This is a genomic window from Micromonospora sp. BL4 (assembly GCF_003667505.1).
GTDB lineage: Bacteria > Actinomycetota > Actinomycetes > Mycobacteriales > Micromonosporaceae > Micromonospora.
The window spans coordinates 43,169-55,543 of record NZ_RCVJ01000138.1 but is presented as its reverse complement, the minus strand read 5'-3'; the positions used below and the strand labels follow the sequence as shown (position 1 = coordinate 55,543).

The following is a 12,375-nucleotide window of genomic DNA, read 5'->3' as shown; positions in this document are numbered from 1 at the left end:
GAGCGGTGGTCGAGGTCATGACCACCGGACGGTACGGCGGCAGCCGACCTCCCGTCGGCGGAACCGCCGGCCTGTCACCGGACGGTAAGAAATGCCCAGGTGGTAAGCGTTCGGTAAGCACATTCCGGCCTCCGCCGGCCCGGTGCCGCCCTAGCGTCGGCGGTATGCCGACTCAGATCGACGTGGTGCTGCCCTGCCTGGACGAGGCGGCCGCCCTGCCCGGCGTGCTCACCGCGCTGCCACCCGGTTACCGGGCCATCGTGGTGGACAACGGCTCCCGGGACGGCTCGCCCGAGGTGGCCGCCCGACACGGCGCCCGGGTGGTCCACGAGCCCCGGCGCGGCTACGGCGCGGCGGTGCACACCGGCCTGGAGGCCGCCGACGGTGAGCTGGTCTGCGTACTCGATGCGGACGGCTCCTTCGACCCGGGCGAGCTGCCGGCCATGGTCGCGCCGGTCGCGGCCGGGACGGCGGATCTGAGCGTGGGCCGGCGGCGACCGGTCGGCGCCGGGGTGTGGCCGTGGCACGCCCGGGCCGGCACCGCGCTGGTCGCGGCGCTGCTGCGCCGTCGAGGCGTACCGCTGCGGGACCTCAGCCCGATCCGGGTGGCCCGCCGCGACGCGCTGCTCGCCCTCGGCGTCGCCGACCGGGCCTTCGGCTACCCCCTCGAACTGCTGATCCGGGCGGCCGCCGCCGGGTGGCGGATCCAGGAGCTGGATGTGACCTACGCGCCCCGGGCCGCCGGCACCCGGTCCAAGGTGTCCGGCTCGGTCCGGGGCACCCTGCGAGCCACCCGCGACTTCGCCGGCGTGCTGCGCACCGTGGACGGCCCCCGGTGACCGTCCTGCTGGTGGTCGCCAAGGCTCCGGTGCCCGGGGCGGTGAAGACCCGGCTCTGCCCTCCGGCCACCGCGGAGCAGGCCGCCCGGATCGCCGCCGCCGCGCTGCGCGACACCCTCGACGCCGTCCGCGCCACCCCGGGGGTCACGCCGGTGCTGGCCTGGGCGGGCCGGCTGACCGAGGCGGAGGACGCCGTCGAGCTGACCGCCGCGCTGGCCGGCTGGTCCGTGCTGGACCAGCGCGGGGTTGGGCTGGGCGACCGGCTCGCCAACGCGTACGCCGAGGTGGCGGCGGCGTACCCGGGCCGGCCGGTGCTCCAGATCGGGATGGACACCCCGCAGCTGACCCCGGCCCGCCTGACCGGCGCGGTCCGCCGGCTGCGCGTCGCCGACGCGGTGCTCGGCCGGGCGCGCGACGGCGGCTGGTGGTCGCTGGGGTTGCGCGATCCCCGGTACGCGGAGGTGCTGCGCGAGGTGCCGATGTCGACAGCCGACACCGGTCACGACACCTGGGCGGCGCTGACCGGGCGGAGACTGCGCGTCGCGCCGCTGCCGGTGCTCCGCGACGTCGACGAGTGGCCCGACGCCCTGGCGGTGGCGATGGAGGTGCCCGAGGGCCGGTTCGCCCGGCGGGTCGCGACGGTCCGGCTCGCCCTGGTGCCGGGGGACCGGCGGTGAACCCGGTCGACACGGCGGCCCGGCTCACCGGGCCCGGGGAACCGCTGGTCCAGGATGCCTTCGGCCCCGCGCTCGCGGGCCGGCCAGCCGGCGGGCGGTGGCTGGTGCAGGGTGACGGTGTGCGGAGCCGGCTGCCGGTGGACCGCTGGCACGGCCCGGCCGAGCCGGCGGTGGCCGTAGTGGTCGCCCGGTGTGCGGGGCCGACGCTCGACCTCGGCTGTGGGCCGGGCCGGCTCACCGTGGCGCTGGCCCGGGCCGGGCTGTCGGCGGTCGGTGTGGACGTCTCGCCGACGGCGGTGCGGCTGACCCGGGCCCGGGGTGCGGTCGCCCTGCACCGCAGCCTGTTCGATCCGCTGCCCGGCGAGGGCCGGTGGGCGCACGCGGTGCTGCTCGACGGCAACATCGGCATCGGCGGCGATCCGATCGCACTGCTGCGCCGGTGCGGTGCGCTGCTCGCGCCCGGCGGCACGGTCCTGGTCGAGCTGGAGCCGCCCGGGGCCGGGATGTGGCAGGGCCAGGCCCGGGTGGCCGCCGCGCACCGGGCCGGCCGGCTGCTGCTCGGCCCGGCGTTCCGCTGGGCCCGGCTCGACACGCACGCCGTGCCGCCGGTCGCCCGCGCCGCCGGCCTGACCGTGCGGGAGCTGTTCCACCGGGGCCGACGCTGGTTCGGCGAGCTGACCGTCGACCACCCGCTCGAATCCGACCACACCTGACCCGCGTCGGCCGGTCGACTCGGGTCAGGCCGCCGGGAGACGCACCACGAAGCGGCAGCCGCCGACGACGTTCTGCACGTCCACCCGACCGCCGTGCGCCTCGACCAGCCCTCGGACGATCGCCAGCCCCAGCCCGCCGGAGCCCTCCCCGCCCGAGCGGGGCGTACGGGCCGGCTCACCCCGGAACGCCACATCGAACAGTCGGGGCAGGTCGTCCTCGGGGATTCCGCCGCAGGTGTCGGCGACCGCCAGCCACGCGGCATCCCGTTCGCACCCGGCGTCCACCCGGACCGTGCCGTCGCTCGGGGTGTAGTGCACGGCGTTGAGCAGCAGGTTGCCCACCACCCGGGCCAGCTCGGGCTCGCTGGCCAGCACGGTCGGCCAGCCGGACTCGGCGGCCACCAGGCGGATCCGGCGGGCCTCGGCCAGGGGCGCGGTGCCGGCCAGCGCGTCGGAGACCACCTCGCCGAGCGGCACCGCGGACAGCGTCAGCCGCAGCGCCCCGGCGTTGATCCGGGACAGCTCGAACAGGTCGTCGACGAGACGGGTCATCCGGTCGGTCTGCGCGCGGATCCGCCGGTGGTACTCGGCCACCGTCGCCGGATCGTCGACCACCCGGTCCTCCAACGCCTCGGCCATCGCCCGCAGCCCCGCCAGCGGCGTCCGCAGATCGTGCGACACCCAGGCGACCAGGTCCCGACGGCCCTTCTCGACCCGTCGTTCCCGCTCCCGGGCCTGGTCCGCCCAGACCGCGGCCACCGCCAGCCGGCGACCGAAGTACCAGCCGACGCCGAGGCTGACGACCGCCGCCGCGGCCACCGTGAGCAGCACGACCTGGAGGTCGTGCGGAGACAGGAACATCGCCTGGGCGACCACCACCACCCCGGCCACCACGGCGGCCACGGTGACGGTGAGCAGGACGCACACGTGCACCGTGATCGACCGGTCGCGCAGCAGCCGCAGCGTCAACGCGCCGACCAGGCCGACGCCGATCGCCGCCCCGAGCGCCGCGCCGAAGATCAGCGCCAGGTCACGCATCGGCCGGCTCGTACCGGTAGCCGACGCCCCAGACGGTGACGATCCGCCGGGGCTCGGCCGGATCGTCCTCGACCTTCTCCCGCAGCCGTCGCACGTGGACGGTCACGGTGGACTGGTCGCCGAAGTTCCAGCCCCACACCCGCTCCAGCAGTTCGGTGCGGCGAAACGCCCGCCTCGGATGCCGCATCAGGTGCGCCAGCAGGTCGAACTCGCGCAGCGTCAGGGCCAGCTCGCCGCCGTGCAGCCGGGCGACCCGCGGCCCGGTGGCCACCTCCAGCCCCGCGTCGACCAGCACCTCCGCCGCCGGCCCGGCCTGCTCCCCGGCTCGGCGCAGCACCGAACCGACGCGCAACACCAGCTCGCGCGGCGAGAACGGCTTGCCCAGGTAGTCGTCCGCGCCCAGTTGCAGGCCGAGCACCCGATCGGCCTCGTCGCCGCGCGCGGTCAGCATGATGATCGGTACGCCGTCCGGCCGCTCCCGCAGCCGCCGGCACACCTGCAACCCGTCCAGCCCCGGCAGCATCAGGTCCAGCACCACCAGGTGCGGCGTCCGATCCCGCACGGCGTCCAACGCGGCCAGCCCGTCCCCGACGTGGCTCACGTCGTACCCGGCGTGCTCCAGGTAGCGGCAGACCACGTCGCTGACGGTCCGGTCGTCGTCGACCACGAGCACCCGCTGCGCCACCGGTCACCTCCCCGGCCAGCCTAGCCAGCACCAGCGCCGGGCCGAACCGGCAGATCTTGCGGTTCCCTTACGTCGGCGTCACCCTCATTGCCGCGGAGGACGGAAGCGCCTTGCTGGCCGACCCTCGGCGGCGGACATGCGCTGTCGCGTGAGCTGTCCCGCTCGCGGACGCGGGTATCAGCTGGGCTGAGGCGGACACTCCACGACTGCGATCGAGTTTCCGGCGAAAATCCGCAGGTGCGGGTGCTCAGAGAAGATCTGAACTGCCTCGTCGTGCGAGTCCGCTTCTACGATGGTGTAGCCAGTCATGGGGTCGGTGAAATCCTCGACACCCCGCGCTGTGACCAGCTTCTTCGCGTTTAATGGAGCGCCGGGATCGACGAGGGCCTTCTCGTTGGCCTGCGCCCATGACGCCCAAGCGTTGATGAACTCGGTCTGCTGCTGTTCGGTGAGTTCGGCCTTGCCGGCCTCATCGGCCGCGCCGTTGAAGAGTGCAAGGAACTTGCCCATCCCCGCATGGTACCGGCGGCCTGTTGATGCCGCCGAGCCATGAAGGGCCCGGGTGTGCTGGCCGGTCAGGCCGGCGGTACGACGGGAGAGAGCTGATGCGGATTCTGATCGTGACCGCGGGTTCGCGAGGTGATGTCGCGCCCTTCACGGGCCTGGGCCAGCGGCTGCAGCAGGCGGGCCACCAGGTAGCGCTTGCCGCACACGGCCGGTTCGCCGATCTCGTGCGCGAGGGCGGGCTGGAGTACCGGGCCCTTCCCGGCGATCCGGTCGAACTCGTACGCGCACGCACGGCTGCCCCCTCCCCAGAGGCCGCGCGATCGGTCTTCGCCGCGTTCCTCGACGAACTGGGCGAGGGTGTGTTGGCCGCGGCAGCCGCCGGCACCGACATACTGCTCACGGCTCACGGCCCGGCCCCGCTGGGCCGGCTCGTCGCCGAAGGCTTCGGCATCCCGAGCGTAGGCGTCTATCTCGCGCCAGGGGTTCCCACCAGGGAGTTCCCGCCACCCGGCTGGCCCGCCGGGCAGCTCCCGCCCGCTGACAACATCGCCGCTGGCCGCGACCTGCTCGCCCGGACCGACTCCCTCTACGCCGACGTTCTGCGGCGGTTGCGCGCCCGGCTCGATCTCCCCGCCGCCACCGCACAGGCGCCGGACGACTGGCCGATCTGCCACGGGTTCAGCCCAACAGTGGTGCCCCGGCCCGCCGACTGGCCCGCGACGGTGCGTGTGACCGGATACTGGTGGCCGGTCAGACCACCGGGGTGGCAACCCCCGGATCTGCTGGTCGACTTCCTGGGGGCCGGTCCCCCTCCGGTGTTCGTTGGGTTCGGCAGCATGACCCCGAGCCACGAGCGACTTCAGGCCGTCGTCGAGGTCGCCGTCAAACGTGCCGGCGTGCGCGCCGTCGTCCAGTCCGGCTGGGCGAGACTCGAACCCGAAGGTGACGACATCCTGCGTGTCGGCGACCTGCCCCACGACTGGTTGTTCCCCCGCACGGCTGCCGTGGTCCATCACGCCGGAGCAGGCACCACCGGCGCCGGGCTGCGTGCGGGAGTACCAGCGGTCCCGGTGCCCGTCCTGGTCGACCAGCCCTTCTGGGCGGACAGGCTGCACCGCCTCGGCGTTGCCCCGCACCCACTGCCACTGCATGAGCTGACCGCCGACACCCTGACCGCAGCGCTGCGGTCCTGCCTCGACCGATCGACCTATCACGAGCGCGCCACCGAACTTGCTCGCCGGATCCGCTCCGACGACGGTCCTGCTGTTGTGCTCTCGCTCATCACGCAGCTCGAAGACGGGCGCTGACGGGTGAGCAGGTGAGGCCCGGCGTGCGGTGGTGGTCCAATACCCGGATCGCGCGGTCCCGACCGAGTGATCAGCGGGCCGGCGCCGGCTGCGTACGATGCGGGGCTGAGTTCCCCTCGTCGCGGCGGAGGTATCGGACAGATGGCAGGCCAGCACGAGGGCTTCGCCCTCGGCGTCGACCTCGGTACCTCCAACACGGTCGCGGTGCTGCGCTGGCCGGACGGGCGGACCCGTCCGCTCTTGATGGACGGTCAGCCGGTCAGTCCGTCCGCCGTGTACGCGGACCCGGACGGCACGCTGCACGCCGGTTGGGACGCCCGGCGGTTGGCCCAGGCCGATCCGGCCCGGTTCGAGGCGAACCCGAAGCGTCGGGTGGATGAGCCGGGCGTGTTGCTCGGTGACCGCTCGTACCCGCCGGCCGAGCTGCTCGCCGCGGTGCTGGCGGCGGTCGCGCGGGCCGCGGTGGGCACGGTCGGCTTCCTGCCTCCGGCGGTGGTCACCTGCCCGGCGGCCTGGGACGCGACGCGGCGGCAGGTGCTCGGTGACGCCCTGATGCGGGCCGGCTGGCCGCAGGCGGCTGAGCACACCCTCGCCGGGCCGACGCCGCCGGGCACCCGGCTGCTGCGTGAGCCGGTGGCCGCCGCCCGCTACTACACGCAGGTGCTGCACCGGCCGGTGCCGGTCGGCGGCGCGATCGCGGTGTTCGACTTCGGTGGCGGGACGCTCGACGTGGCGGTGCTACGCAACGAGGGCGCCGACCCGTGGGGTGACTCGGGCTTCAGCGTGGTAGCCGACGGTGGTCTGCCCGACCTCGGTGGCCTGGATCTCGACGCGGCGCTGGTGCAGCGGGTCGGCGAGCTGGTCGGTGACCGGCACGCCGCGCAGTGGGCCCGGCTGGTTCGCCCGGCGGATCCGGCGCAGCGCCGCGACCAGGTGCGGCTGTGGGACGAGGTCCGGGGTGCCAAGGAGACGCTGTCCCGGTCCACCGTGGCGCCGGTCGCCGTACCCGGGGTGCCCGATGCGGTGCGGCTGACCAGGGCCGATGTCGAGCGGGTGGCCACGCCGCTGCTGCGCCGCGCGGTCGACCGCGCCCGGGAGGTGATTGCCGCCGCCGGGCTGAGTCCCGACCAGCTCGCGGGGCTGTTCCTGGTCGGCGGGTCGTCGCGGATCCCGCTGGTGGCCCGGATGCTGCACGCCGAGCTGGGGGTGGCCCCGACGGTGCTGGACCAGCCGGAGTTGCCCGTGGCCGAGGGGGCGCTGACGGACCTGCCGCTGCGCCGACAGCTGCCCGCGCCGGCGTACGCCGGGCCACCCCTCGCCCCGCCCGCTCCGGCCGCAGCACCCGCGCCGCCGGCACCAGCCTCGCCGGCCAAACCGCTGGCCTCGCCAGCCGGACCGCCGCCCGCACCAGCCGTACCCGCGCAGGCGCTGGCCGCACCGGCCGGGCCGTCGTTCGCGCCGACCTCGCCAGCCGCGCCCGGTTCGATCGCGGCGACGGTGCCGGCCGCCGCTGGTTCCACCGCGCCGACGGTGCCGGCCGCTGCTGCTTCGACCGCGCCGACGGTGCCGGCCGCTGCTGCTTCGACCGCGCCGACGGTGCCGGCCGCGCCGGCCCGCGTACCGGCAACCCTGGCCGGCGGTTCCGGTGCCACCCCGCCGCCGACCGCCCCGGCTTCCCCGGCGCGCTGGCGGCAGGCCCGCTGGCTCGTGCTCGGCGCGGTGCTCGCCCTGGCCGGGGTGGCCACCGCGGCGACGCTCTATCTCCTCCGTGACCGTTACCCGGACCTGGAGTTCCGGTCGCTGCGTGAGCTGTCCCGGCCGCCGGCCGGCCCCGAGAGGCCGGCCGGTACGTGGACGGCGGTGCTCGAGGACCGGGCCTACCTCGGGTACCCGCTGGCGGACAAACGGCTGGAGGTGGTCGCCGTCGACACCGGCAGCGGCGACGAGCTGTGGCGCAAGCAGACCGAGGTCACCGCCGACGACTGGGCGGGGCTGGTGGCCGTCCCCGGGGCGGTCGCGGTCATCGCCGACGCGCCGGGCGACAGCACCCCCCGCGAGCTGGCCGTCCTCGACGGTCGCTCGGGCGCGCAGCGCTGGAACCGGGCCATCCGTGGTGACGACACCGTGTACTTCGCCGACGGTGTGGCGGTGCTCGTGGACCGGGCCGGCGGCCGACTGGTCGGCCTGCGTCTGAGCGACGGCGACGAGACGTGGACGGAGCCCAACCCCCGCGGCCAGTACGAGGGCCGTCGCACCGTCGTCTGGCCGGTGGGCACCGACGAGGCGGCCGGCGGGCCGGCGTACCTCGACGGCTCGCCCCGCAACCCGTGGACGAGCAAGGGACGGCGACTCGTGCAGATCGGTGCGGACCGGTCGGCTCGGTTGCTCGACATGGCCACCGGATCCGTGCTGCGCCGGTGGGACAACGTCGCGGACCTCGACGACCTGGTGGTGGCGCACGAGGACCGGCTCTACGTGGCCGCGAATGACGGCGGGTACCAGCTGCTGGCGTACGACCTGAACTCCGACGCCACGCCCGTGGTTCTCTATCGGGCCGGGGACGATCAGCGCCGCCCGGCGGAGCTGGTCGCCTGCGGAAAGCGGCGGGCGTGCCTGCTGGAGGTGCCGAACAGCGAGGCCGAGCGCACCGAGGTGGTGGCCGCGACCGAGGGTGAGAACACGGTTCGGTGGTCGGCACCGAATGTGACCGGCCTGGTTCCGCTCGGCGCCCAGCTGCTCGCCCAGCGGGAGAGCCCGGAGACGACCGTCACCCTCTTCGACGCGAAGGGCAAGCCGGTGCTGCGGGACCGCCGGGGAGTGGCGGTCCGCCTCGATGAGGGAAACCTGCTGGTCTTCGCCAAGGCGCCCAGCACGGTGGCGGACAACCGGGTCCTGGCCGGCGTGTGGGCCGAGTCGGGCGAGGTCGACGAGCTGGGTGAGCTTCAGGACGTCCGCAGCGCGTCCTGCTCGTGGAACACCCGGGTGATCGCGTGCGGCGCGGACAAGGACTTCGTCCTGTACCGCTTCGCCGACGACTGACCGCGGCGGCCGGGCAGCCGGCCGGCCTCGTCAGGCCCGGATGATGTTGGTGCCGTCGACCCGGACGGGGATCTCGGTGAGCCCCCGCGTCGCGGGGCCACCGAGGCGAGCGCCGTCGCTGGCCGAGAAGGTGGAGTTGTGCGCCGGGCAGGTGATGACCCCGCCGTTGGGCGCGCCGACCCGCACGCCCTGGTGCGGGCAGGTCGCGTCGTACGCGGTGAAGGCGCCGGCCTCGGGCTGGACCACCAGCACACCGTCGACGACCGTGCCGCCGCCGACCGGCACGTCGGCGGTACCGGCCAGCACGGTGCCGGGTGTGGCAGCAGCCTGACCGGCGGGGGAGTCGCCGGCGCCGCAGGCGCTCAGCAGTCCGGCCGCGCCGACCGCACCGGCCCCGGTCAGCAGCGCCCGCCTGCTCAGGCACCAGCGGTTGTCGCGGAGGAACTCCTGCCCGTCGTACACCGTCGTCAACCTCTCCGTCGGCGGACCGGACGGTTCTCGTCCGGGCGCGGTCGCCGCATCGGGCGACGACGCGCCCGGGTGGGTCCGGTGGCTCGCCGGACCAGCCTGCCGCACCAGGCTGAACACGCGGTGCGAGCCGGCTGAATGATGGCTGGGCACACGTCCGCCGACGTCGCCGCGCCGGCCGCCGGGACGGCCCGTACGATGCTGCGGTGATTCTTCGGGGTACGGTCCGGGCCGATCGTCCGCTGGTGGTGCTCGCCGTCGAGGAGGAGGCCCGGTACCTCCCGCCGGAGCTGCCGGTGCTGCTCACCGGGATGGGCAAGGTGAACGCCGCCAGCGCGGTGGCGGCGGTGCTGGCCGCCGGCCCGCGCCCCGCCCTGCTGTTGAACCTGGGCACGGCGGGAGCGCTGCGGCCCGGCTGGGCCGGCATCCACGAGGTCGCCACGGTGCTCCAGCACGACCTGGACACCGCGCTGCTGCGCACGCTGACCGGCCAGACGTACGGGGCGCCGCTGCCGCTGGCCGCCGAGGGCGCCGTGCTGGCGACCGGCGACACGTTCGTTGCCGACGACGCCGCACGGGACCGGTTGGCGCAGCGCGCCGACCTGGTCGACATGGAGGGGTACGCGGTGGCGTGGGCCGCCAGCCAGGCCGGCGTGCCGTGCCGGCTGGTCAAGCAGGTCAGCGACGAGGCGGGGGAGGGCGCGGCGCGGACCTGGCGGGATTCGGTCGACGCCTGCGCACGGGACCTCGCCGAGTGGGCCGCCCGACACCTCCCCTGACGGTCGCGGGGTCAGTCGTCGGTTCGCCGCCACTCCAGCCCCGGCCTGGTCTCCCGACCCCCGCCGGGGGTCAGGATGTGACCGGCCAGCCCGGCCGCCACGACCACGGTGACCAGCAGCGGCGGCCAGCCGCCGGCCCACGGCAGCACCAGCAGCGGCAGGAGCTGCCAGGCCAACCGCCGCCACGACACGTTGTTGGTCACCATCCAGGTGAACAGGACGCGCCCGAGCACGAACAGCAGCGGACCGCCGACGATCAGCATGAGCCACCGCACCGGCGTCGCTCCGGTCGGCCGGGCGATGACCAGGTCGAACGCCGCCGCCGTGCCGACCACGCCGGCCAGCATCACCAGATGGGTGTACGGAGCCAGTCGGGACGCCAGCCTCGCCTCGGCCCCGGCCAACAGGAACTGACCGGCCCGGAAGACGTAGATCTGCCAGAGCAGCAGCATGATGGCGAAGGCGCAGGAGAGGGCGATGAGCCGGAAGCGGTCGAGCTGCGTCCCGCTGACCTCCAGGGTGGGCACCAGGATGATGTCGCCGAGGGCCAGGATGATGAACTGCTGGTACCGCTCGCCCAGGTGCCCGGTGGTCCGGTCGTACTGCTCGATGGGCACCTGACCCAGCCAGGGCGTCGGGTACCGGACCGCCGCGAAGAACAGGTCGATCGCGATCGCCACGGCCCAGAGTCTCCAGTCCGGCGCACCGGTCACCGCACCGGCGATCCAGAAGACGCCGGAGACCACGAACCAGAACAGGAACCGCGTGGCCCGTCTCTTGGCCGCCTGGTGCCCCTGCCGGTGCAACGAGGTGATCAGGACGACGCCGCGCACCACGTGCGTGGTGACGTACGCGATCGCGAAGACCATCGCGTGCCCCGCCGAGAGCATCGGCAGCGCCGCCGCCATCCCCACCGACCCCACCATGGCGACCATCAGGATCACCTGGATCGGGCGCTGATCAGGGTCGTAGAACTCGGTCGTGGTCGAGGTGACCGACCAGGTCCACCAGATGGCCGTCAGCGTCAGCAGCACCTCCGCGGCGCCGGTCCAGGATTCACGTTCGGCGATCAGCTTCGAGACCAGAGCGAGGGCGGCCACGAAGACCACGTCGAAGAGCAGCTCCAGCAGGGTGGCCCGGGCCGATCCTTCCGGGCGGCGTACCAGCGCCGCAGTGCCTCCGGTGGTCATGCCCGGCCTCCCGCCGCATCCTTGGAGGATTATCGGCGGCGCCGGCGGGGCCCGTCCCCGGATCGACGATTCCCGCCGACCCCTGGTCACCCGCGCGACGGGGCGTGGTTGCCATGGCGACAGCCGCCGGGCGATGCTTGACGGAATCCATATATCTCGATCTCTTCGGAGGTTCGGATGCGCCGCAGCCCGCTCGTCGCCCTCGTCCTGACCGCACTCCTGCTCGTCGCGCCCGGCGCGGCGCAGGCCGCCGTCCCCGACCGGGCCGGCCCCGCCGCGCCCGCCGCCGACCCGACGGCCGTGCTGGCCGGCGTACGCACGCCCGGCACCGCCTGGGGCCACGACCCGGCCACCGGCCGGATGACCCTCACCGTCGACGACACCGTGGCTCCCGCCCAGCTGGCGGTGCTCCGGACGGTGACCGACCGGGCCGGCGCTCTGCTGCGCCGGGAACCCGGAACGCTGCGCACCCTGATCGCCGCCGGACAGGCCATCTACGGCGGTGGCAGCCGCTGCTCGCTCGGCGCGAACGTGCGCAGCGGCAGCACCTACTACGTGGTCACCGCCGGGCACTGCACCACCGTCGCCGGCGCCTGGTACGCCGACAGCGCGCAGACCACCGTGCTCGGCACCCGCACCGCCACCAGCTTTCCCAACAACGACTACGGCCTGATCCGCTACACCGGCCGGATCGCCCACCCCAGCGCGGTCTACACCTACCCGGGGCTGTTGACGATCTACGGCGCCGGCAGCGCGTACGTCGGTCAGGCGGTGTGCCGCAGCGGCGCCACCACCGGGGTGCGCTGCGGCACCGTCACCGGCCTCAACCAGACCGTCAACTACGCCGGCGGCAACGTGGTCTACGGCCTGATCCGCACCAACATCTGCGCGGAGCCGGGGGACAGCGGCGGGCCGCTCTACGTGGCGGCCACCGGCACCATCATCGGCATCCTCTCCGGCGGCAGCGGCAACTGCACCTCCGGCGGCACCACCTACTACCAGCCGATCGGGGAGGTGCTGGCCGCGTACGGGCTGACGCTGCCCTGATCCTCGTCGCGCCGGGCTGGACGGGTTGCCCGTCCTGCGCGACGCGCCTAGGCTCGGCGCACCCCGAACCCCCGCCCGGAGGACGT

At 74.5% G+C, this 12,375-nt stretch carries 12 protein-coding genes; 7 read left to right on the top strand and 5 right to left on the bottom strand.

All coding sequences use genetic code 11. From position 1 onward, the window contains the following. Positions 1–164 precede the first annotated feature (164 nt). The 3 genes from EAD89_RS17300 to EAD89_RS17290 all read left to right on the top strand — a co-directional run bounded on the left by EAD89_RS17300 (position 165) and on the right by EAD89_RS17290 (position 2,229). Positions 165–839, top strand: a complete 675-nt coding sequence (locus EAD89_RS17300) for a glycosyltransferase family 2 protein (protein ID WP_121676475.1) — start codon at positions 165–167, stop codon at positions 837–839. Then, on the top strand, positions 836–1,516 hold the full coding sequence (locus tag EAD89_RS17295) for a DUF2064 domain-containing protein (RefSeq protein ID WP_121676474.1): 681 nt from the start codon (positions 836–838) through the stop codon (positions 1,514–1,516). The genes EAD89_RS17300 and EAD89_RS17295 overlap by 4 nt, the downstream gene beginning before the upstream one ends. A gap of 101 nt (positions 1,517–1,617) precedes the next feature. Further along, entirely contained in the window at positions 1,618–2,229 is a 612-nt protein-coding gene (locus EAD89_RS17290; RefSeq protein WP_305034185.1) for a bifunctional 2-polyprenyl-6-hydroxyphenol methylase/3-demethylubiquinol 3-O-methyltransferase UbiG, read from the top strand. Positions 2,230–2,253: 24 nt separating this feature from the next. On the opposite strand, the gene EAD89_RS17285 is transcribed toward EAD89_RS17290, so the two are convergent. From EAD89_RS17285 to EAD89_RS17275, 3 genes are all read right to left on the bottom strand, one after another. Next, on the bottom strand, positions 2,254–3,267 hold the full coding sequence (locus EAD89_RS17285) for a sensor histidine kinase KdpD (protein ID WP_121676472.1): 1,014 nt from the start codon (positions 3,265–3,267) through the stop codon (positions 2,254–2,256). Continuing rightward, positions 3,260–3,952, bottom strand: a complete 693-nt coding sequence (locus tag EAD89_RS17280) for a response regulator transcription factor (protein WP_121676471.1) — start codon at positions 3,950–3,952, stop codon at positions 3,260–3,262. The genes EAD89_RS17285 and EAD89_RS17280 overlap by 8 nt, the downstream gene beginning before the upstream one ends. 177 nt (positions 3,953–4,129) lie before the next feature. Next, on the bottom strand, positions 4,130–4,462 hold the full coding sequence (locus EAD89_RS17275) for a hypothetical protein (protein WP_121676470.1): 333 nt from the start codon (positions 4,460–4,462) through the stop codon (positions 4,130–4,132). A gap of 95 nt (positions 4,463–4,557) precedes the next feature. Between EAD89_RS17275 and EAD89_RS17270 the strand changes: the two genes are divergently transcribed. Both EAD89_RS17270 and EAD89_RS17265 read left to right on the top strand, forming a co-directional pair. Further along, entirely contained in the window at positions 4,558–5,766 is a 1,209-nt protein-coding gene (locus EAD89_RS17270) for a glycosyltransferase (protein WP_121676469.1), read from the top strand. Positions 5,767–5,907: 141 nt separating this feature from the next. Next, positions 5,908–8,805: an Hsp70 family protein gene (locus EAD89_RS17265; RefSeq protein WP_121676468.1), complete on the top strand. Its 2,898-nt coding sequence runs from the start codon at positions 5,908–5,910 to the stop codon at positions 8,803–8,805. A 30-nt stretch (positions 8,806–8,835) separates the two neighbouring features. Here EAD89_RS17265 and EAD89_RS17260 read toward each other — a convergent pair whose 3' ends face one another. Next, entirely contained in the window at positions 8,836–9,267 is a 432-nt protein-coding gene (locus EAD89_RS17260) for a Rieske (2Fe-2S) protein (RefSeq protein ID WP_121676467.1), read from the bottom strand. A 212-nt stretch (positions 9,268–9,479) separates the two neighbouring features. Between EAD89_RS17260 and EAD89_RS17255 the strand changes: the two genes are divergently transcribed. After that, a complete protein-coding gene (locus EAD89_RS17255; protein WP_121676466.1) occupies positions 9,480–10,052 on the top strand; it encodes a nucleosidase in 573 nt (190 codons plus the stop codon). Positions 10,053–10,063: 11 nt separating this feature from the next. On the opposite strand, the gene EAD89_RS17250 is transcribed toward EAD89_RS17255, so the two are convergent. Then, on the bottom strand, positions 10,064–11,242 hold the full coding sequence (locus EAD89_RS17250; protein ID WP_121676465.1) for a low temperature requirement protein A: 1,179 nt from the start codon (positions 11,240–11,242) through the stop codon (positions 10,064–10,066). A gap of 177 nt (positions 11,243–11,419) precedes the next feature. On the opposite strand from EAD89_RS17250, the gene EAD89_RS17245 reads away from it, so the two are divergent. Beyond that, the gene (locus EAD89_RS17245; protein WP_121676464.1) at positions 11,420–12,289 is read left to right on the top strand and encodes a S1 family peptidase; all 870 of its coding nucleotides are present in this window, start codon (positions 11,420–11,422) and stop codon (positions 12,287–12,289) included. The last annotated feature ends 86 nt before the right edge of the window (positions 12,290–12,375 follow it).

Coding starts and splice junctions, on each gene's coding strand:
- EAD89_RS17300 (WP_121676475.1), top strand. CDS start 165: ATGCCGACTCAGATCGACGTGGTGCTGCCCTGCCTGGACGAGGCGGCC.
- EAD89_RS17285 (WP_121676472.1), bottom strand. CDS start 3,267: ATGCGTGACCTGGCGCTGATCTTCGGCGCGGCGCTCGGGGCGGCGATC.
- EAD89_RS17275 (WP_121676470.1), bottom strand. CDS start 4,462: ATGGGCAAGTTCCTTGCACTCTTCAACGGCGCGGCCGATGAGGCCGGC.
- EAD89_RS17270 (WP_121676469.1), top strand. CDS start 4,558: ATGCGGATTCTGATCGTGACCGCGGGTTCGCGAGGTGATGTCGCGCCC.
- EAD89_RS17265 (WP_121676468.1), top strand. CDS start 5,908: ATGGCAGGCCAGCACGAGGGCTTCGCCCTCGGCGTCGACCTCGGTACC.
- EAD89_RS17250 (WP_121676465.1), bottom strand. CDS start 11,242: ATGACCACCGGAGGCACTGCGGCGCTGGTACGCCGCCCGGAAGGATCG.
- EAD89_RS17245 (WP_121676464.1), top strand. CDS start 11,420: ATGCGCCGCAGCCCGCTCGTCGCCCTCGTCCTGACCGCACTCCTGCTC.